At 47.8% G+C, this 20,877-nt stretch carries 18 protein-coding genes and 1 tRNA gene; 15 read left to right on the forward strand and 4 right to left on the reverse strand.

Translation table 11 applies throughout. The features are described 5' to 3' along the window. Window positions 1–27: 27 nt before the first annotated feature. From H164_RS0107215 to H164_RS0107225, 3 genes are all read right to left on the reverse strand, one after another. Window positions 28–1,023: an NAD(P)H-dependent glycerol-3-phosphate dehydrogenase gene (locus H164_RS0107215; RefSeq protein WP_019967992.1), complete on the reverse strand. Its 996-nt coding sequence runs from the start codon at window positions 1,021–1,023 to the stop codon at window positions 28–30. Beyond that, complete coding sequence (gene lysS, locus H164_RS0107220; protein WP_019967993.1) at window positions 1,016–2,755, reverse strand: lysine--tRNA ligase; 1,740 nt, start codon at window positions 2,753–2,755, stop codon at window positions 1,016–1,018. Before lysS ends, H164_RS0107215 begins: the two co-directional genes overlap by 8 nt. A gap of 321 nt (window positions 2,756–3,076) precedes the next feature. Beyond that, window positions 3,077–3,150 (reverse strand) — tRNA-Met (locus H164_RS0107225). A 201-nt stretch (window positions 3,151–3,351) separates the two neighbouring features. Between H164_RS0107225 and H164_RS0107230 the strand changes: the two genes are divergently transcribed. From H164_RS0107230 to H164_RS0107305, 15 genes are all read left to right on the forward strand, one after another. Further along, complete coding sequence (locus tag H164_RS0107230; protein ID WP_019967994.1) at window positions 3,352–5,256, forward strand: LptF/LptG family permease; 1,905 nt, start codon at window positions 3,352–3,354, stop codon at window positions 5,254–5,256. A gap of 62 nt (window positions 5,257–5,318) precedes the next feature. After that, window positions 5,319–6,530 (forward strand): bifunctional 3,4-dihydroxy-2-butanone-4-phosphate synthase/GTP cyclohydrolase II, encoded by a 1,212-nt coding sequence (locus H164_RS0107235; protein WP_019967995.1) that lies wholly within the window; start codon window positions 5,319–5,321, stop codon window positions 6,528–6,530. Window positions 6,531–6,954: 424 nt separating this feature from the next. After that, window positions 6,955–8,148 (forward strand): pyridoxal phosphate-dependent aminotransferase, encoded by a 1,194-nt coding sequence (locus H164_RS0107245; protein WP_019967996.1) that lies wholly within the window; start codon window positions 6,955–6,957, stop codon window positions 8,146–8,148. Window positions 8,149–8,341: 193 nt separating this feature from the next. Then, on the forward strand, window positions 8,342–9,178 hold the full coding sequence (locus tag H164_RS0107250) for a MotA/TolQ/ExbB proton channel family protein (protein WP_019967997.1): 837 nt from the start codon (window positions 8,342–8,344) through the stop codon (window positions 9,176–9,178). 30 nt (window positions 9,179–9,208) lie between these two features. Next, window positions 9,209–9,850: an ExbD/TolR family protein gene (locus H164_RS0107255; protein ID WP_008564905.1), complete on the forward strand. Its 642-nt coding sequence runs from the start codon at window positions 9,209–9,211 to the stop codon at window positions 9,848–9,850. A 3-nt stretch (window positions 9,851–9,853) separates the two neighbouring features. Continuing rightward, window positions 9,854–10,501 carry an ExbD/TolR family protein gene (locus H164_RS0107260; RefSeq protein ID WP_019967998.1) on the forward strand — a complete coding sequence of 216 codons (648 nt, stop codon included), beginning with the start codon at window positions 9,854–9,856 and terminating at the stop codon, window positions 10,499–10,501. A 36-nt stretch (window positions 10,502–10,537) separates the two neighbouring features. Further along, complete coding sequence (locus tag H164_RS0107265) at window positions 10,538–11,377, forward strand: energy transducer TonB (RefSeq protein ID WP_019967999.1); 840 nt, start codon at window positions 10,538–10,540, stop codon at window positions 11,375–11,377. Between the two features lie 9 nt (window positions 11,378–11,386). After that, entirely contained in the window at window positions 11,387–12,346 is a 960-nt protein-coding gene (locus H164_RS0107270) for a PstS family phosphate ABC transporter substrate-binding protein (RefSeq protein ID WP_019968000.1), read from the forward strand. A gap of 76 nt (window positions 12,347–12,422) precedes the next feature. Beyond that, window positions 12,423–13,853 (forward strand): tetratricopeptide repeat protein, encoded by a 1,431-nt coding sequence (locus tag H164_RS0107275; RefSeq protein WP_026356274.1) that lies wholly within the window; start codon window positions 12,423–12,425, stop codon window positions 13,851–13,853. A 449-nt stretch (window positions 13,854–14,302) separates the two neighbouring features. After that, window positions 14,303–15,490, forward strand: a complete 1,188-nt coding sequence (nagA, locus tag H164_RS0107280) for an N-acetylglucosamine-6-phosphate deacetylase (protein ID WP_019968002.1) — start codon at window positions 14,303–14,305, stop codon at window positions 15,488–15,490. Between the two features lie 2 nt (window positions 15,491–15,492). Beyond that, complete coding sequence (locus H164_RS0107285; protein ID WP_025829840.1) at window positions 15,493–16,263, forward strand: glucosamine-6-phosphate deaminase; 771 nt, start codon at window positions 15,493–15,495, stop codon at window positions 16,261–16,263. Between the two features lie 425 nt (window positions 16,264–16,688). After that, window positions 16,689–17,645: a methylenetetrahydrofolate reductase gene (locus H164_RS0107290; protein ID WP_019968004.1), complete on the forward strand. Its 957-nt coding sequence runs from the start codon at window positions 16,689–16,691 to the stop codon at window positions 17,643–17,645. A 3-nt stretch (window positions 17,646–17,648) separates the two neighbouring features. Then, entirely contained in the window at window positions 17,649–18,797 is a 1,149-nt protein-coding gene (locus H164_RS0107295) for a DNA polymerase III subunit (protein ID WP_019968005.1), read from the forward strand. A 9-nt stretch (window positions 18,798–18,806) separates the two neighbouring features. Beyond that, entirely contained in the window at window positions 18,807–19,985 is a 1,179-nt protein-coding gene (locus tag H164_RS0107300) for a PSP1 domain-containing protein (protein WP_019968006.1), read from the forward strand. After that, the gene (locus tag H164_RS0107305; protein ID WP_019968007.1) at window positions 19,982–20,470 is read left to right on the forward strand and encodes a gliding motility lipoprotein GldH; all 489 of its coding nucleotides are present in this window, start codon (window positions 19,982–19,984) and stop codon (window positions 20,468–20,470) included. Before H164_RS0107300 ends, H164_RS0107305 begins: the two co-directional genes overlap by 4 nt. Window positions 20,471–20,682: 212 nt before the next feature. On the opposite strand, the gene H164_RS15490 is transcribed toward H164_RS0107305, so the two are convergent. Continuing rightward, entirely contained in the window at window positions 20,683–20,820 is a 138-nt protein-coding gene (locus H164_RS15490) for a hypothetical protein (protein WP_154652122.1), read from the reverse strand. Between the last annotated feature and the right edge of the window lie 57 nt (window positions 20,821–20,877).

Here is a 20,877-nt window from a genome sequence, read left to right on the forward strand (position 1 = left end):
GACCTTATACGCATACAAGGTCATTGATTATCTGAAACTTTCTGTCAATAATTTGATTTCAATCTGTGGATTGCTGCGGGCATACAAGATATTGTAGACTGCATCAAGAATGGGCATCTCCACATGTATTTGGCTGTTGATTTCCTTCATACACTTGGTTCCGAAGTAGCCTTCTGCTATCATCTCCATTTCAATTTGTGCACTCTTCACGGAATATCCCTTGCCAATCATCTTGCCGAACGTGCGGTTTCGACTGAACTTGCTATAGCCCGTGACAAGCAAATCACCCAAGTAGACGCTGTCGTCGATGCTACGTTGGGCAGGATAAACGGCCGTCAAGAAGCGGTTCATCTCCTGAATGGCATTAGAAAGCAGGACGGCTTGGAAATTGTCGCCATATTTCAAGCCATTGCAAATGCCTGCCGCAATGGCATAGACATTCTTCAGCACCGCTGCATATTCGATGCCCACAATGTCAGTCGAGGTCTTTGTCTTGATGTATTCGCCTGCAACAACGTCGGCAAATGCCTGAGCCTTTTCCGCATCAGCGCAGGCAATGGTCAGATAGGTGAGGCGTTCGAGCACGATTTCCTCGGAATGTGACGGTCCGCCGATGCATGCCAAGTGCGCATAAGGAACCTCCCACACTCGATGGAAATACTCTGATACCACGAGATTTTCATCGGGAACGATACCTTTTATGGCTGTGACGATGAACTTATCATGCAACGGCGTATTGAGTTTTTTCAGGTGATTTTTCAAATAAGGTGATGGAGTGACGAACACAAGTGTATCATAGTCATGCGCAATCCTGTTGATGTCGCTCGAAAAATCAATCTCATCGACATTGAAAAGTGCCGTCGTCAGGTAGGCAGGATTATGGCCTAAACGCTTGAAATCGGCTATACGGTCGTCCCGACGCATGTACCATCCGATGTGTCGGGTGTGCTTTACGACGACTTTGGCTATGGCCGTAGCCCACGAACCGCCGCCGATGATGGCTATGTTTCCGCAGTTATGCATTCGCTATGTCTATCCAGTTCTGGATTTGTTCAACTGTGGGCTTCTCGTAATTCAGCTTGTATTTCTTGTTGATTTCGCCGAGTTTCTGTTGCAATCCTTGTGCCTTTTCATCCTTGATGTCGCTGATGAGGTTGAAACCGGCCTTGCGCAACACGTAGACCCAAGCCTCTTCAACACCCAATTCAGCCCACTCCTTGACACTGCTCTGTGGCATTTTGGCCTCGGGTTTCATCTGTGGAAAAAGCAAGACCTCCTGAATGAACTCTTTACCCGTCATCAACATGCAGAGTCGATCGATGCCTATTCCGATGCCGGATGTAGGAGGCATGCCGTATTGGAGGGCGCGAAGGAAGTCTTGATCGATGACCATTGCCTCGTCATCTCCCTTGTCTGCCAACTTCATTTGCTCCTTAAAGCGTTCTTCTTGATCCAAAGGATCGTTCAATTCGGAGTAGGCATTGGCAAGCTCTTTGCCGTTCACCATAAGCTCAAAACGCTCTGTAAGCCCCGCTTTCGAGCGGTGCATCTTGGTCAGCGGGCTCATTTCTACGGGGTAATCCGTGATAAATGTAGGCTGAATAAAGCTGCCTTCGCAGAATTCACCGAAGATTTCATCGATGAGTTTTCCCTTACCAAAGCTCTCATCTATGCCCTCCATCTTCAGCTCTACGGTGGCAATCCGGCGTATTTCTTCCTCATCTTTGTCTGCAAGGTCAAAGCCAGTCTTCTCCTTAATGGCCTCAAGAATGGGTAAACGGCGGAATGGTGCCTTGAAAGAAATCGTGTTTTCACTGTTCTGGACTTCCGTACTTCCGTTGTTGACAGCCTTACAAATGGTTTCAAGCAACTGTTCCGTGAAGCGCATCATCCAATTGTAATCCTTGTATTGCACATAGAGTTCCATGCAAGTGAACTCCGGATTATGAAACTTGTCCATGCCTTCGTTACGGAAGTTTTTGCCGATTTCATATACACCTTCAAAGCCACCGACAATCAATCTCTTCAGATAAAGCTCGGTTGCAATGCGCATATACATATCGATGTTAAGCGCATTGAAGTGTGTGATGAACGGTCGTGCACTCGCACCTCCTGCAATACTCTGCAGTGTAGGGGTCTCTACTTCGGTATATCCGTGCGCATCAAAGAAGTTACGCATGGTGCGTAAGATGGTAGCACGCTTGAGAAAGGTGTCCTTAACACCATCGTTTACAATCAAATCTACATAGCGTTGGCGTGCCCGAAGCTCCGGGTCATCGAACTTGTCGTAGGCAATTCCGTCCTTATATTTAACGATTGGCAATGGTTTAAGGCTCTTGCTGAGAAGCTTGATCTCACGTGCATGCACGCTGATTTCACCCGTTTGAGTGCGGAAAACGAAGCCTTTCACGCCGATGATATCACCGATGTCGAGTAGCTTTTTGAATACCTTGTTATATAGGTCCTTGTCGTCTGTGGGGCAGATGTCGTCACGTGAGATGTAAACTTGTATACGCCCTTTGCTGTCCTGCAGCTCCGCGAAACTGGCTTTTCCCATGATTCGTCGGCTCATCATGCGGCCCGCAATCACTACTTCGCGCGGTTCGGCGTCGTCTTTGAATTCTTTTTTGATATCGGTTGAGAATGCATTCGTAGGAAATTCGGCCGCAGGATAGGGATCGATGCCCATATCTCGTAATTCTTGGAGGCACTGTCTGCGGATAATCTCCTGTTCACTTAATTCTAAAACGTTCATGTCTATAGTCGAATATTCATTATTTTCCAATTGCAAAATTAATAAATTATTCCGAATATGCGCCGCTTTTATTGTTTTTTTAAGTAGTATAGTTGTAAATCAATTAATTACAAAATATATAGAAGCGATGATTACCACAGATAAAGTTACAGAGATTTTCTGTTATTATCAATGAAGTTTTGTGAGGATTTGGAAGCAGAACCGAGTAAGAAACTTCAAATAACTCTCACAGACGAGGGTTATAAGCACCTCAAATAAGCCAGTTTCATGCCCTATAAAGACAAAATCCCTATAGCCAATAGGTTACAGGGAGAAAGAATGTAGCGGGGGTGGGACCCGAACCCACGACCTCCGGATTATGAATCCGACGCTCTAACCAGCTGAGCTATCCCGCCATCACATTCGACTTGATTGTCGATTGCGGGTGCAAAGATAGTACAAAGTTTTGAAACCGCAAAAAAATATCAGAAAATTGTGTGATGTTTTAGGGGTGATATTGATAAAAAACACAAAAAAGAAAGGCAATCTGATAATTTTATGCTACTTTTGCAGCGAAGTCGGCACGTTGTCGCGAAACGAAAGGAAAGTAGTTTCAAATGATTCGAATCAAGAAATTAGATATATTCATCGCCAAACAGTTTGGTTTACTCTTTGTGGGCACATTCTTCATTTGTCAGTTTGTGCTGATGATGCAATTCCTTTGGAGATACGTCGAAGAGTTGATAGGCAAGGGGCTCTCCATGGAAATCATGGCTAAATTCTTTTGGTATATGGCGTTGATGCTGGTGCCTCAGGCGTTGCCGCTGGCCATTTTGCTTTCGTCGTTGATAACATTCGGTAATTTGGGTGAGAGTAGTGAGCTGACAGCCATCAAAGCCGCGGGGATTTCGTTAATGCAGGCTTTCAGATCGCTCATTGTGATTACGTTGATAATTTGTGGCATTTCGTTTGTGTTTCAGAACAATATTGGGCCCGAAGCCAACAATAGGATTGGACAACTGCTGCTTTCGATGAAACAAAAGAGTCCAGAACTTGAAATTCCAGAGGGAATCTTCTACGACGGTATACCGAACTGTAACCTGTATGTTCAGCATAAGGACTTGAAGACGGGCAAGCTTTATGGCATCATGATTTATCGAATGACGGGTAGCTATGAAGACCAAGCTATCATATTGGCCGACTCGGGGATGCTACAGGCGACGGCAGAGAAGAAGCATCTGATATTAACGCTGTGGAGTGGAGAATGGTTTGAGAACATGCAGAACGATGCTTTCGGGAACAGTGCCGCTGTTCCTTATCGACGGGAGACATTCACGGGTAAAAAGATTGTGCTCGACTTTGACGGGGGGTTTAACTTGGCTGATGCTTCGGCTTTGTCGAACGATGCACGCGGAAAGAGTCTTGCCCGGATTTATAGGGACAAAGATTCGTTGGAACAGAGCTACGATAGCGTGGGACGGCAGTATTATGCCGATGCTCGGCTGAGTTTGTATTTCATACCACACATTAACCGACGGGACTCCATGCTGGCCGTGAAAGCCGGACAGGCAAAAGATTTCAGTATAGACTCGGTATTCAGCAAGTTAACGGTGCAGCAGAAGCAACAGGTGTTGAGCGAGGCTATGAGCAAGGTGCAAGGCGCAGTGAGCGATTTGGACTTCAAAAGCATGTTCACCGAAGACGGCGACCGCCTTATCCGTCTCCACGAGATGGAAGCCATCAGCAAATTCAGCGTGGCTTTATCGTGTTTGATATTCTTTTTCATCGGTGCGCCATTGGGGGTCATTATCAGGAAAGGCGGACTGGGTATACCTGTCATCATCTCCGTGCTGGTGTTCATTGTCTATTACATTCTCGATAATTCGGGATCTAAGATGGCACGAAGTGGTATCTGGACCGTATGGTTCGGTAAGGGACTGGCTCCCGCGGTGTTGGCACCGCTTGCCGTGTTCTTCACCTATAAGGCTTCGAACGATTCGGCCGTCTTCAACCTCGATTTGTATCGTGACAGGCTTTTCAAGCTATTGGGATTGCGACTCAAACGGCATGTCTTCGGGAAAGAAGTCATCATTGACGAGCCTACATACGAAGAAGATGCCAAGCGGTTGTGTACAGTTAGCAAGGAGATTGCCGACTATTCCGCATATCATCGGCTGAAACGTCCGCCCGACCCGATAAAAGTATTCTTCATATATCGGCCCGACCATGAGGTAGAGCGCATCAGCGAGGAGTTGGAAGCAGTCATTGCCGATTTGTCGAACACGCGAGATGTCTATATACTGAACGAGTTGAACAATTATCCGGTCTTGTCTGTCAAGGCACACACGCGTCCATTTGAGCGGCGATGGCTGAACATGCTGTCGGCCCTCGTGTTGCCCTTGGGTATCTTCTTCTATTGTAGAATGTGGCGTTTCCGCCTGCGGTTACTTCACGACCTGAAGACCATCGGACTGACAAACAGTAAAATCATAAACAGAATTGAAGCAGGTAGTTTGAAATAATTTTCTTCTACCTTATATTATAGGAGAGGTTGAAAGACCGAAACATCAGATTAAGAATAATTATGGAAGATTTCAGATTAAGCAGCATCGAAGATGCCATAAAAGATTTCAGAGAAGGGAAGTTTGTCATCGTCGTTGACGATGAAGACCGCGAGAACGAGGGCGACCTGATCATCGCCGCGGAAAAGATTACCCCGGAAAAAGTGAATTTCATGCTCAAGAACGCCCGTGGTGTGCTTTGTGCTCCGTTAACGCTGTCGAGGGCAGAGGAGCTTGACTTGCCGCATCAGGTGGCGGACAACACGTCGATGCTCGGGACACCGTTCACGATAACCGTAGACAAACTTGATGGCTGCACAACGGGCGTCTCTACACACGACCGTGCAGAAACCATCAGGGCATTGGCCGATCCGAATTCTGTCCCGCAGACTTTCGGGCGGCCGGGGCATATCAATCCGCTGTATGCGCAGGACAACGGTGTGCTGCGGCGCAGTGGCCACACCGAGGCTGCCGTAGACCTTTGCAAGTTGGCTGGACTTTATCCGGTGGGCGCGTTGATGGAAATTATGAACGAAGACGGTACGATGGCGCGCATGCCGCAGCTGATGGCCCGTGCCCGCGAGTGGGACCTGAAGATTATCACCATCAAGGACCTGATTGCTTATCGGCTGAAGACGGAAACGACGATTGAAGTGGGCGTAGAAGTCGATTTGCCCACCGTCTACGGCCATTTCCGCCTGATACCATTCCGCCAGACCAGCAATGGACAGGAGCACATGGCCGTCGTCAAGGGTCAGTGGACGGAGGAAGAACCCGTCTTGGTGCGCGTGCATTCTTCTTGCGCCACGGGAGATATCCTCGGCAGCCTGCGTTGCGATTGTGGCGAGCAGCTGCACAAGGCCATGGAAATGATAGAGAAAGAAGGCAAAGGTGCCGTCATTTATATGCAGCAGGAGGGCCGTGGCATCGGTCTGATGAACAAGATGGCCGCCTATAAGTTGCAGGAACAGGGCTACGACACGGTGGACGCGAACGTACATCTAGGCTTCAAGCCCGACGAGCGCGACTATGGCTGCGGTGCACAGATGTTACGACATCTCGGCATTCATAAAATGCGACTGATGACCAACAACCCCACCAAGCGCGTCGGGTTGGAGGCCTACGGACTGGAAATCGTGGAGAATGTTCCGATAGAAGTCAAGCCGAACGAATACGACAAGAAATATCTTCAGACCAAGCGCGACCGCATGGGACATACGCTCCGTCTGAAATGACGCGGCGGTGAGCGCCTTAGGGTGTGGGCGTGCAGGAAGCGCGAGGCCGAGGGAAAGAAATCATTGAAAAATCCGGAAAAGTAAAATATTTTCGCACTTTTTTGGAACCAAAAAATCACTTCCGTAACTCACTGATAATCAACGGTTTGAAGAGAGTAAAAATTCCCTTATAGGAGAATTTAAATTGTCTTATAAGGGAATTTAAATTGTCTTATAAGAGAATTTGAAAAGAATGCGTAGCAAATTTGAATTCGCCTTAATAATGTAAAGAATTTTTATGTATGCTTTCTTGACGGTCTGCATAGAGATTTTGTTCAGAATGTGCACGAAAGGAATGTTTTGCAAAAAAAACATCGACAAATCGTCGCTGTAACGAATAAATTGATTACTTTTGTATCAGATTAAAACCAGAGACTGTGAAACTATGGGACAATTATCAGACCGTTTGAACCGGCTCGCGCCATCGGCAACACTTGCGATGTCGCAGAAGAGTAGCGAGATGAAGGCACAGGGAATCGATGTTATCAACATGAGCGTGGGAGAGCCCGACTTCAACACGCCGGAGCACATCAAAGCTGCTGCCAAGAAAGCCGTGGACGAGAACTATTCAAAATATTCTCCGGTGCCGGGCTATCCCGACTTAAGAAAAGCGATTGTCGAAAAACTGAAGCGGGAGAACGGGTTGGATTATACGGTCAATGAGGTTTTGGTCAGCAATGGTGCCAAGCAGAGCGTTTGCAATACGATTATGGCACTAATCAACGACGGTGACGAAGTTATTATCCCTGCACCTTATTGGGTGAGCTATCCGCAGATGGTCAAGTTGGCCGGTGGCAATCCTGTGTTCGTGAGTGCCGGTTTCGAGCAGAACTTCAAAATGACGCCCAGGCAGTTGGAGTCGGCGATTACGCCCAAGACAAAGCTACTGATTCTATGTTCGCCGAGTAACCCAACGGGTAGCGTTTATTCACAGGAGGAGTTGGCTGCATTGGCTGATGTTGTCAAGCAACACGATGGGCTCTACGTCTTGGCCGATGAGATTTACGAACACATTAATTATATCGGTAGACATGCCAGCATCGCCAAGGTCGATGGTATGAAAGAACGCACGATTGTTGTGAACGGAGTTTCCAAAGCCTATGCCATGACGGGCTGGCGCATCGGCTATATCGCTGCGCCGGAGTGGATCGTCAAAGGGTGCAATAAACTTCAAGGACAATATACCAGTGGCCCGTGCTCGGTGAGCCAGAAGGCTGCCGAGGCCGCCTATACATTGGGACAAGTCTGCGTAGAAGAAATGAGGAAGGCATTCGAACGCCGTCGGAATTTGATAGTGCGGCTGGCCAAGGATATCCCGGGCTTGGAGGTCAATGAGCCGCAGGGCGCTTTCTATTTGTTCCCGAAGTGCAGTAGTTTCTTTGGTAAGAGTGACGGCATGACAACCATTCACAATGCGACTGACTTTGCACTCTATTTGTTGGATAAGGCACACGTTGCAACTGTTAGCGGAGATGCGTTCGGTGCTCCGGAATGTTTCCGTATGAGCTATGCCACGAGCGATGAAAATATCAAGGAGGCCATGTGCCGTATCAAAGAGGCTCTGGCAAAATTGAAATGAGAAGCAGCGAATGGGAGAGATAGGCAAAGAAAATCTCTCGTTAAAACTTCTTAATTAGAGATGTAGTTGTTCATAAATTGCTATCTTTGCCAAGTATATTATTCATTAAAGTAGTAGGCAAGACTTTTGGATATGATAAAACAAGAGGATTAAATATCAACATATTATAATAACTAAATTTTATTTTAAAATTATGGCAACAACACAAAAAACAGCCGGCCCTAAGAAGTCTCAGGGCTTTCAGGGAGTAAGAAGTGCATTCTGGATTATCGCCGTTTGCTTAGTTATCGCTTTTACTTTGTTCTACACATGGTTTGGTCATGCAAGCCACTTCCAAGGTGGTGACTCCAATGGTTCTCCTGCAGACGTATGGGGTACAATCTTCAAAGGCGGTTTCATCGTGCCAGTTATCCACGCTCTGTTGCTCACCGTATTGGCAATGTCTATCGAGCGCATTCTCGCAATGAAGACGGCTTTCGGTACAGGTTCTCTGCCTAAGTTCGTTGTTAACATCAAGGAAGCGCTGAATGCAAATGACTTTGCTAAAGCTCGTCAGCTCTGCGATAAGCAGAGAGGTTCAGTTGCGAATGTTGTTTATGCTTCTCTTGATGCTTATAAGAATATGGAGAGTGGAGCAAATGCAGCCTTGAAAAAGTCTCAGAAGGTTTCCAAGATACAGTTGGCTCACGAAGAGGCTACTCAGCTTGAGATGCCTACACTGACAATGAACCTTCCTATCATTGCTACAATCGTAACATTGGGTACATTGACTGGTCTTCTTGGTACTGTAACCGGTATGATTAAGTCGTTCTCTGCACTGTCTGCAGGTGGTGGCGCTGACTCTGCCGCTCTTTCTGCCGGTATTTCTGAGGCCTTGATCAACACCGCATTCGGTATTTTGACATCATGGTGTGCCGTAGTATCTTACAACTATTTCACCAACAAGGTTGATAAGTTGACATACGCACTCGACGAGGTAGGTTACTCAATTGCTCAGACATACGAAGCTAACCACGTAGAAGAGGCTTAATTTTTGCTAACCCTTTAAAAATTTATCGCTATGGGTAAAGTAAAAATTAAGAAAAGTGACGTTTGGATCGATATGACGCCTATGTCAGACGTTATGACCCTGTTGCTTACCTTCTTCATGCTGACTTCTACATTCGTCAAGAATGAGCCGGTAAAGGTAAACACTCCGGGTTCTGTGTCTGAAATCAAGGTGCCTGAGAACGGCGTCCTGACCATTCTGGTCAATCCTGAAAAGGATGCGACCGGCAAGCCGACAGGCGAAGGTCAGGTATTCATGAGTTTGGATAATACTGACCAATTAGGTCAGGTTTTAGATAACATGGCCGATAAGTTCGGTGTTTCTTTGACTGCTGCGCAGAGTAAGACTTTCAAGACGGAATCTACATTCGGTGTTCCGATGAATGAACTCAGTAGCTACTTGGCTTCCTCGCCTTCGATGCGCCAGAAGACCTTGCCGACAAAAGGTATTCCGATGGACAGTATCAAGGGCGGTATGAGTGAGTTCCAGCAATGGGTAGACGCTGCTCGTCATGTCAATGAGGATATCAAGATTGCTTTGAAAGCCGATGCTGCGACACCTTATAAGACTGTTAAGAAGGTGATGAGTGAACTCCAAGATATGGATGAGAGCCATTACTATATGATTACACAGCTTAAAAAACAGGAGGACTAATCAATGGCAAAAAAAGAAAGCAAACAGAAAAAGATGACTGTCCGCGTAGACTTTACGCCTATGGTGGATATGCTCATGTTGCTGATCACGTTCTTCATGTTGTGTACATCGCTCAGTAAGCCTCAGACCATGGAGTTGACGATGCCGAGTAATGATGAGAATGTCACAAATGATCAGAAGACGGAAGCCAAGGCTTCTGAAGCAATTACGATCTATGTGACAGCAGACAACAAGATATATTATGGTGAAGGTGAGCCTCAGTATAACAATCCAACATGGATTAAAGAAACGACATGGGGCAACGACGGTATCCGCAAAGTATTGAGAAATCATGCTACGGCAAACGGAACCAAACCGGTAACCCGTATAGAACTTGCTGTGAAAGAGTTAAACGCAGAGAAGGCTAATAATCCCAAGATGTATCCTGACAGTATTTATATGAAGAAGCTTAGCAAGCTAAAGGCCGGAGAACTTAAGGATGGCAAGATTCCTACCTTGACTGTTATCATCAAGCCTTCAGACAATGCTTCTTATAAGAATATGGTCGATGCACTTGACGAGATGCAGATTCTAAGTATTGGTACTTACGTCATTGATAAACTCAATCCTGATGATCTTCACTTGTTGAAGCTCAGAGGAGTGAAACTCTGATTGGTGAAGTAACGAAACTATTTAAAACAGAAACAAATGGCAAAAGTAGATTTATACGATCCCAAATGGGTCGATATGGTGTTCGCCCATAGGAACCAAGCTTACGGAGCATATAAGCTTCGTAAGGGGACCACAGGGCGTAATATCAAGTCGCTCTTGATTTTGGTCATTGCTGCAGCTCTCGTTGGTGGTTTTCTTGCTTGGAAAGTGATTTCTCAGAAGAACGCAGAGGCTCAGCAGGCTTATATGGAGGCAATGCAACTTGCAAAGCTTCAGCAAGAGGCTAAGAAACACGAGAAGAAGGAGGTTGTACAGCCTAAAGTACAACCAAAGAAGGAAATTCCCGTCGCTCGTGAGACACAGAAGTTCGTTGCACCTGTTATCAAGAAAGATGAACTTGTAAAGGAGTCTAACACACTTAAGCAAATGGATCAGTTGGACGACAAGGTGGCTGTCGGAACGGAAACCCATGAAGGTACTAAAGATCGTACCATCGAGGCTGTTCGTAATGATATTGCCGTCAATACTCCTCCTCCTGCTCCTAAGGAAGAGGTTACGCAGAAAGTGTTTGAAGTGGTTGAGGTTATGCCATCGTTCCCCGGTGGGCAGGCTGCTTTGTTGCAGTATCTCAATTCGCATGTGAAATATCCTGTCGTAGCTCAAGAGAATGGTATTCAGGGTCGTGTGACGATTTCATTCGTTGTCGAGCGTGACGGCTCCATTACGGATGTTCGTGTAGCACGTCCTGTAGACCCATCACTCGACCGTGAGGCTGCGCGTGTTGTAAGTAGCATGCCAAGATGGACTCCCGGTAAGCAGAATGGTGCTGCCGTTCGTGTGAAGTTTAATGTGCCTGTACAATTTAAGTTACAGTAATTAAAATAAATGAATAAGAAATTATCTTATATATTTATTGGACTATTCCTGACTTTGGTCTTTTTCTCATCTTGTGATGGGAAAAAGACCAAGGGCAGTAGAACTGATACGCCTACGTCGGGTACAATCGAGTTTGTCGCTGACGAGAGTTTCAGTCCTTTTATCGAAGAGGAGAGACAACAGTTTGAGTTTGAATACCCGAAAGCACATCTGATAGCACGCTATGCCGATGATATAACGGGGTTCAAGAAACTTCAGGATTTGAAGACTTGCTTGTTCTTTACGTCTCGTGCTTTGAAAGCCGGTGAGGTGGCTTATTTCAAATCCAAGAATCTTATCCCCTCTGTATTTCCTATCGGATATGACGGCTTGGCTTTTATCGTCAATCGAAACAATACGGATACTTGTATCACGGTTAATGATATTAAACGAGTATTGAGCGGTGAAGTCAAGAAATGGAGCGAGCTATATCCGAAATCTAAACGTGGAGACATTGAAGTCGTGTTTGATAATCCGGCTTCTGCAACTTTGCATTATGTCATTGACTCTATCATGGGTGGCAAGAACCTTACGGCCGATAACATTGTCGCAGCCAAAAGTAGTAAGGCCGTTATTGAATATGTCAACAAGAATATCAATGCAATCGGTATTATTGGATCGAATTGGCTGAATGATAAGCGCGATTCGACGAATACCACTTTTAAGAAGAATATTCATGTCATGTCTGTATCTATTAAAGAAAAGGCCACACCAATGAACAGTTGGAAGCCTTATCAGGCATATCTTTTGGACGGTCGTTATCCCTTTGCGCGTACGCTTTATGCAATTGTGATTGATCCCTATAAGGCGCTCCCTTGGAGTTTTGCCAATTACGTGACCGGACCAAAGGGGCAGTTGATTTTGTTTAAGACGGGACTACTGCCTTACAGAGGTGACATCTCAATAAAAACAGTTCATGTCAAAAGGTAATTGATAGGAGACAACCTGCTTATCAACACTTTTAGCAGGCACATCGATTATTGTTAATCTGTAAAGAATGGAAAATATGAAAAGAATGAAATATGTAGTAGCTGGATTTCTGATGATGGGATTATCGCTTCCGGCTGTGGCACAGAATGCTAATTACAGTGTGATGCTGAAGCCGATAGAGCAATCTTTGAAAGACAATCCCAATATGGATGCCAAGACGCTGAAGAATCTGACCAAGGATTATCAGAAAGAGTTTAAGAAAGATCCAAAAGCTTTGGTGGCTCTTGGTGAAGCTTTATTGATTAACAAACAATATGATGAGGCTTCAAACATCGGCAATGCTGTGATAGCCAAATATAAGGACTTTGGCGATGCTTATATTCTTTTAGGCGACATTGCTGCAATGAAAGATGACGGTGGTAATGCTGCTATGTGGTATGAGCAGAGCATGACGATGGACCCGAAGAATCCGCAGGGCTATATGCGCTATGCTAATGTCTATAGAAAGCGGAGTCCCGAAGAGAGCGAGCGGGCGTTGAACCTATTGAAGCAGAATTGCCCTGATTTCCCCATTGAGGCTGAAGCTGGAAACAACTTCTATTTGGCCGGCAACTATGCTAAGGCTTTCGAGTATTTCTCTAAGTCGAACAAGGAAGACCTTGCAGAATATTATCTTGTTGGGTATGCAGTCTCTGCCTATATGGCCAATAAGAAGGAGGAAAGTCTTGATATCTCAAAGTTAGGAATTCAGAAGTTTGCTAAGAACATCACTTTCGACCGTGTGGCGCTTTGGAGTGCTGTTGATTTGCAGAAGTATGACGAGGCTATCAACTATGCCAAGATAGTCCTCAACACGGATTCGGTTGAGAAAAGTGCTCGCGACTATATCTACTACGGACTTGCACTTCGAGGCAACAAAGCATATGATGAGGCCATCGCACAGTATCAGAAGGCTTTCGACTTGAACAAGGAAGACTACAAACCCTATCAGTATATGGCCGACACCTATGCTGAAATGGGACAGGAAGACAAGGCTTTGGAATGTAACGAAGTCTACATGGCTCACAACCAGAATGCCACTCCTTCCGACTATGCCAAGCTGGCCAACATCTATGTTCAAAAGGCAGAAAAGGGGGGAGACGGCAAACAAGCCAATTTAGACAAGGCTTATGGCATCTATGGACAAATGGCCGAGAAGTGGCCGACCATTGCTGCTTGGGTCAATAACATGGCCGGTATGCAGGCTTCAAAGGCCGGGCAAGACGAAAAGGGGGCCGAGTTCTTCCAAAAGGCAGTAGACTTGTTGGCCAACAAGGCGGACCGGCAAGATGATGAAATAACGACTCTAAAGTCAGCCTTGGCCAATCTCGGCTATTATTATTGGGTGACCAAGAATGATCTTGAAGCGGCCAAACCTTATTATGAGCAGCTTATCAAGCTCGATCCCGATGACAAGAATGCGCGTGCCGCTCTTGGCTTGGATGCTGAAGCCGCTCCGCAGCAATAATTGACACGCTTTATCTGTAAGCGTGGGGGAGGATAAAAACAGCCATTCCCCCTCTGTTCAAAAAGAGAGCCGCGTCTGATTGAAAATAGAGGCGGCTCTCTTTTAATTTCGAACCGCCTCTGATTTAATTCCGACACGGCACGAAACGAAGCGAGAGCCACCTCGCAATGAATTCCGACGCGGCACGGAATGAAGTGAGAGCCGCCTCGCAATGAATTCCGACGCGGCACGGAATTTACGGAGAGGGGGAGGTAAATTCACTGAGAGGGGGGTCTCACTGAAGTGAGAGGGGGATGTAAATGAAAAAAGAGCCCCATCTAATTTCAAAAAGATATAGATCTAATTTAAAAAAGATCCCCATCTGATTGAGAAGCGGATGCAAGTACGTCTTGACACGCCCTATAAATCACGATATTGAAAAACATAAACCTCTATAATTATAATAGCTTATGAACATAGATTGTGCCATTATTCACGGAAATGTCATTACCCCGTCACGCATCATCGAGCAAGGTTGTGTGCTTATTGCAGATGGTAAAATCGTAGATGTGTTGGATACGATTCCGAGATTGGGCGAAACGGTGGACATTATTGATGCCAAAGGAAACTATGTGGCCCCCGGCTTCATTGATTTGCATACGCATGGCGCAGGCGGTGCCGATTTTATGGACGGCAATACGGCGGCTTATCTTACAGTAGCCCGTATGCATGCTTCGCACGGTACGACACTGTTATACCCGACGACACTGACCAGCAGCAATGAATTGCTTTATGAGACATTCGAAACCTATCAAGATGCGGTTCGAAATAACAAAGACGGTGCGCAGTTTGGCGGCCTGCATCTTGAGGGGCCTTATTTTTCTCCATTCCAAAGCGGCGCGCAGGATAAGTGTTACCTGCGTAATCCGCAGCCGGAAGAGTATATGGAGATATTAAATCGCACAGACGACATAGCCCGCTGGAGTCTTGCACCGGAATTACCGGGTGCTAATGCGTTTATTAATGTTCTGCACGAGCGCGGAATTTTGGCTGCGGCAGGACATACCAACGCCACATTCGAGGAGATGCAAGAGGCTTATCAAAACGGACTTACCCACTTGACGCATTTCTATTCGTGCATGAGTAGCATCACCCGGCGAAATGCCTATCGCTATGCCGGCGTACTGGAATTCGGTTATTATGAAGATGATATCACCGTAGAAATCATAGCCGACGGCATTCACGTGCCCTCCTCGCTGTTGAAGTTGGTGACCAAGATCAAAGGAGTTGAACGTATTGCCTTGATAACTGATTCCATGCGTGCAGCCGGCATGCCTGAAGGGAAAAGCATATTGGGAAGCCTGACCAACGGACAGGAAGTGATTGTAGAAGAGGGCGTGGCCAAGTTGCCCGATCGGAGTGCTTTTGCAGGGAGTGTGGCTACTGCCGACCGGTTGGTACGTACCGTCATTCGTGAAGGAAACGTTACATTGCATGATGCCGTCCGCATGATGAGCGAAACACCTGCACGAATCATGCACGTCGATGACCGGAAAGGAAAAATCAGGAAAGGGATGGATGCCGATATCGTCGTCTTCGACAATAACATCACCATATTACAAACCATCATTAACGGAACAACAGTTTATACGAGATAACCATGTTAACAAGAACTTTTAAGACAGACAAATTAATCGTCAATATATACGATTCGAGAACCGAAATGGGTAAAGGAGCAGCAGCAGAAGCCGCAGCATACCTGAGGCATCTCCTTGCAAAGAAAGAAGAGGCATATATTGTATTCGCTGCAGCGCCTTCTCAAAATGAGTTTCTTGCGGAATTAGCGGCTGCACCCGACATTGCTTGGCAGCGCATACATGCTTTGCACATGGACGAATACATCGGACTTCCTGCCGATGCACCGCAAGGCTTTGGTAATTTCTTAAAACGAAGTATCTTTGATAAGGTCCCTTTTGCCTCTGTCCACTATATTGGAACGGAAAAGACAGCAGAACAGGCATGTGCCGAATACGATAAGTTGCTGCGTGCGCACCCTATTGATATTGTGTTCATGGGGATTGGCGAGAATGGACACATTGCTTTCAACGACCCGCATGTAGCCGATTTCAATGACCCCGAACCTATCAAGAAGGTAGAACTGGACTTGACTTGCCGCAAACAACAAGTAAACGACGGCTGTTTTGCTGCTTTGGACGAAGTGCCTCGATGCGCATTGACATTAACTATCCCCACACTTCTTTCTGCCGACCGAATCTTTTGCATTGTTCCGGCTTCAACAAAAGCCAATGCTGTCAAGGCTACCGTATATGGTGATATCTCAACGCAGTGTCCGGCCTCTATCCTTCGACAGCATGATTATGCCACACTTTATGTCGATACGGATAGTGGCAAGTATCTAATCAATCAATAAACAAGATAATACGGAGTATCAATCAGTTTATAGCGGCGGGCAGAGCTTTGGTTTACAGTGTAAAATCATTGGTTCCTGGTGCCGTGCCCCGAACTTATGTTTTCAAAGTGACTTCAAATGCAGCTATAGTTGACAGCAGAGGCTATTGTGATAATAGTCTTCCTTTATGAACTACTGAATAGCTTTTGGGGAGATTGCTGCAATAGACTATTTATCTCAGTCATTTTACCTTGTAATCTCAGTCATATTATGAGGCAAAATGGCTGAGATTAGCGTGTAAAATGGCTGAGATTGAAAAGGCATAATGGCCGAGACAAATTAGCAGGTTGTGCAAGTTAGTTCGCTGGCATCATACGATGGGCGCGCGTGCTTTTATTTTCAGTTTGATGCCGTTTCTATTTTTTTTATTATCTTTGCAGGAGCGTATGAAGGTAATAGACATTATTCAACAACATAAAGATAGGAGAGGGCTCTCGTTCGAGGTGCTGCCACCCTTGAAAGGGAACGGCACCGATGGCTTGTTTGCCACGATTGACAAGCTAAGAGAACTTGAACCGCTTTTCATCAACATCACGACGCACCACAGCGAATACGTCTATAAGGAGCTGCCCAACGGACAGTTCGAGCGCAATCGCGTGAGGCGCCGCCCGGGAACGGTGGCCATTGCCGCTGCTCTGCAGAACAGATACCGGCTGCCCGTGGTGCCTCATGTGATATGCAGCGGTGCAACGGCAGAGGATATCGAATATGAACTGCTCGATCTGCAGTTTCTGGGTATTGAGAACTTGCTGCTGCTGCGGGGCGACAAAGCCAAGGACGACCGTGTGTTCACGCCGACGCCGGGCGGATATGCCCACACGACGGAGCTGATGCACCAAGTGAATCGCTTTAATGAGGGTTTCTTCAACGACGACACGCCTATCAAGCATCCCGGAACGCCGTTTGCCTATGGCGTGGCGGCCTATCCCGAGAAGCATGAGGAGGCACCCAACTTGGAGATGGACATGCAGTATCTGAAGATGAAGCAGGAGATGGGCGCGCAATATGCCGTGACGCAGCTGTTCTATGACAACGGCAAGTTCTTCGATTTCGTCAGTCGAGCCCGTCAGGCAGGCATTACGATTCCTATTATTCCCGGCATCAAACCGCTGGCACGGCTGTCGCAGTTGACGGTTGTGCCGCGCACGTTCCGTTGCGACCTGCCCGAGGCACTTGCCAACGAGGTCGTGAAGTGCAAGAGCGACGAAGATGCCTGCCGGTTGGGCATAGCGTGGGGCATCGACCAGTGTCGCGAGCTCTATGCTTCGGGCTTCCACACCATCCATTTCTATACCGTCTCGGCCGTGGACAGTGTCAAAGAGATCGCAAAAGAAATTCTGTAAGGCATGAAGTTCAGTGAGGTTATCGGACAGGAAGACGTCAAGGACCGGCTCCGCGAGCTGGTTCGCGAGCGACGTGTGCCCAATACGCTGATGTTCTGCGGGCCGGGGGGGAGTGGAAAGATGGCCCTTGCCCTCGCCTTTGCCTCTTATCTGCTGGGCGAGCGCGATGGCGAAGCGTCGTTGCTTGCCGATTCGCAGGCCATTGTCAACGCCGAAGCGATGCTGGCCCGCTGGGAGCACCCCGATTTGCACTTCACCTATCCCGTCATTAAGCCTGTGGGCACTTCGGCCGAGCACAAGATGACGAGCGACGACTTCACGCGCGAGTGGCACGAACTGCTCTGCAAGTCGCCTTATTTCAGTATGGACGCGTGGCTCGCCTGCATGGACGCGGCCAATCAGCAGGCCATCATCGGCGCAGGTGAGAGCGATGAGCTCACGCGCAAGCTCAGCCTGAAATCGAGTCAAGGCGGCTACAAGGTGAGCATCATTTGGTTGCCTGAACGAATGAACGTGGAATGCGCCAACAAACTGCTGAAACTCTTGGAGGAACCGCCGCGCCAAACGGTGTTCATCATGGTGTGCGAAGAGCCCGATGCGCTGCTTGACACCATCAAGAGTCGCACGCAACGCATCGACATCAAGCGTATTGACGACGCATCGCTGGAGCAGGCACTCATAGAAAGGCGAGCCATTGACGTCGATACCGCTCACCGCATCGCACGCATCGCAGGTGGAAACTGGTTGCGCGCACTCGAAAACCTTGAGGCTGGCAACGAAAACCGACTGTTTCTCGACATGTTCATCATGCTCATGCGGCTGGCTTATCAGCGCAATATCAAGGAGCTGAAGCAGTGGAGCGAGGCCGTGGCCGGCTACGGACGCGAAAAGCAGCGCCGACTTCTGCGCTATATGATGCGCATGGTGAGGGAAAACTTCATGTATAACTTCGGACAACCCGAGCTGTGCTACCTGACGCAGGAGGAAGAGAACTTCTCTTGTAAATTCGCACGGTTCATCAACGAGGCCAATGTGGTAGACATCAATGAGCTTCTACAGAAGGCCCACCGCGACATAGGGCAGAACGCCAACGCGAAGATCGTCTTCTTCGACTTGGCACTGCAAATGATTGTTTTATTAATAAGAAAGTAAAGACTTCGTATGGACTTCAAGAATATGAAATTCAAGATGGCAACAGGCTGCGACCGCGGCCTCTGCCATAAAGGATGCGGGCGGCAAAACCGGCAACTCAACACGTATGACTGGCTGGCCGACGTGCCCGGAAACGCCGAAAGCACCGACCTCGTGGAGGTACAGTTTAAGAACACGCGCAAGGGATATTATCATAACGTCAACAAACTCAGTCTCGCGAAAGGCGATGTGGTGGCCGTTGAGGCCAGTCCGGGGCATGATATCGGTACGGTCACGCTGACGGGCCGCCTCGTGAAGCTGCAGTTGAAGCGGATAAACCTTAGGTCGACCGATGACATCAAGCGCATCTATCGCATCGCCAAGCCGGTAGACATGGAGAAATTCCGTGAGGCAAAGGCGCGCGAACACGACACGATGATCGAGAGCAGAGAGATAGCCCGGCGCCTTGGCCTGAAGATGAAGATTGGTGACGTGGAATATCAGGGAGACGGCAATAAGGCCATCTTCTACTACATCGCCGACGAACGTGTAGACTTCCGACAGCTCATCAAAGACCTCGCCGCTGCCTTCCATGTGCGCATCGAAATGAAGCAGATAGGTGCGCGGCAGGAGGCTGGGCGCATCGGCGGAACAGGCCCCTGCGGCCGCGAACTGTGCTGTGCCACATGGATGAAGAACTTCGTCAGCGTGAGCACCAACGCTGCCCGCTTCCAAGACGTGTCGCTCAATCCCCAGAAGCTCGCCGGCATGTGCGCCAAGCTCAAGTGTTGCCTGAACTATGAAGTGGACGATTATATGGAAGCCGGACGACGTATGCCGCCGCGCGACGCGGTATTGCAGACGAAGGATACCGACTACCATCAGTTCAAAGCCGACATACTGGCAGGCCGCGTAGCCTATTCTACCGACAAGCATATGGCCGTCAATCTCGAAACCATCACAGCACGCCGGGCCAACGATATCATCGCCATGAACCGGCGCGGGGAGAAGCCCCTCTCGCTCCTCGAGAACGATAAGGCCAAGATGCCCGAGAGGCCCAAAGACCTGCTGGTCGACGACATTAACCGCTTCGACAAGACTAAGCGAAAGAAGAAAAAGCGCGCCCCCGCCCGCGACGCAGGTAATCATGGCCGCCCCGAAAAGCCGGCTGACACGCGCACGCAGCCCGACGCCGCCCCGAAACCATGAAGACGCGCAACGCCATCATACCGCTACTCTTTGCCTTGGCCCTCACATCGTGCACGGGCGGAAAGGTATATGATTGCTACCAGCACACGCCTGTCGGAGGCTGGGAGCGCAACGATACTTTGATGTTCGCCGACATAGCCCGCTTCTCGCGCAGCGCTGTCTATACGGCCGAACTCGGTCTACGCATCTCGGGCGCCTACCCGTTCATGGGCCTCACGCTCATCGTCGATAAACACTTCTACCCTCGACATACCGTTGAGAGCGATACCATCGACTGCTCGCTTATCGACCACAACGGAAACAGCCGGGGCGTAGGGGGTGTGGGTTATTACCAATATCGCTTCGGGCTTAACCCTATACAAGTTTCGGCCGGCGACAGTATCGTCGTCAGCATCAGGCACAATATGAAGCGTGAGATACTGCCGGGTATCAGCGACGTGGGGCTGATGCTGACCGAAGCAGCAGACAGACCGAAGTATAAGTAGTCCCACCCCCTTTTACCTATTACGCCATTACCGATGCGCGTAAACATCGTTATCAGTATACGCCAGCTTGGGGTAAAAGAATCTACCCGATAGCGCTACGGCGTCGGATGACAGTTCCTTTTTACATTTTTTATCTTCCGCCGTGGCGGAAGAATATTTTCTTTACTTTTTTTATCTTCCGCCACGGCGGAAGAACTTTCTTTTTACATTTTTTACATTCCGCCATGGCGGAAGAATATTTCTTTCACATTTTTTATCTTCCGCCGTGGCGGAAGAACAATTCTTTTACGTTTTTTATCTTCCGCCACGGCGGAAGAACGTTCCTTTCTTATTTTACTATTTTCCGCCATGGCGGAAGAGCATTCTTTTTTATTTTACTATTATCCACCATGGGCGACGAGTATTCT

Source organism: Segatella maculosa DSM 19339 = JCM 15638 (genome assembly GCF_000382385.1).
In the GTDB taxonomy this organism is placed as follows: Bacteria; Bacteroidota; Bacteroidia; order Bacteroidales; family Bacteroidaceae; genus Prevotella; species Prevotella maculosa.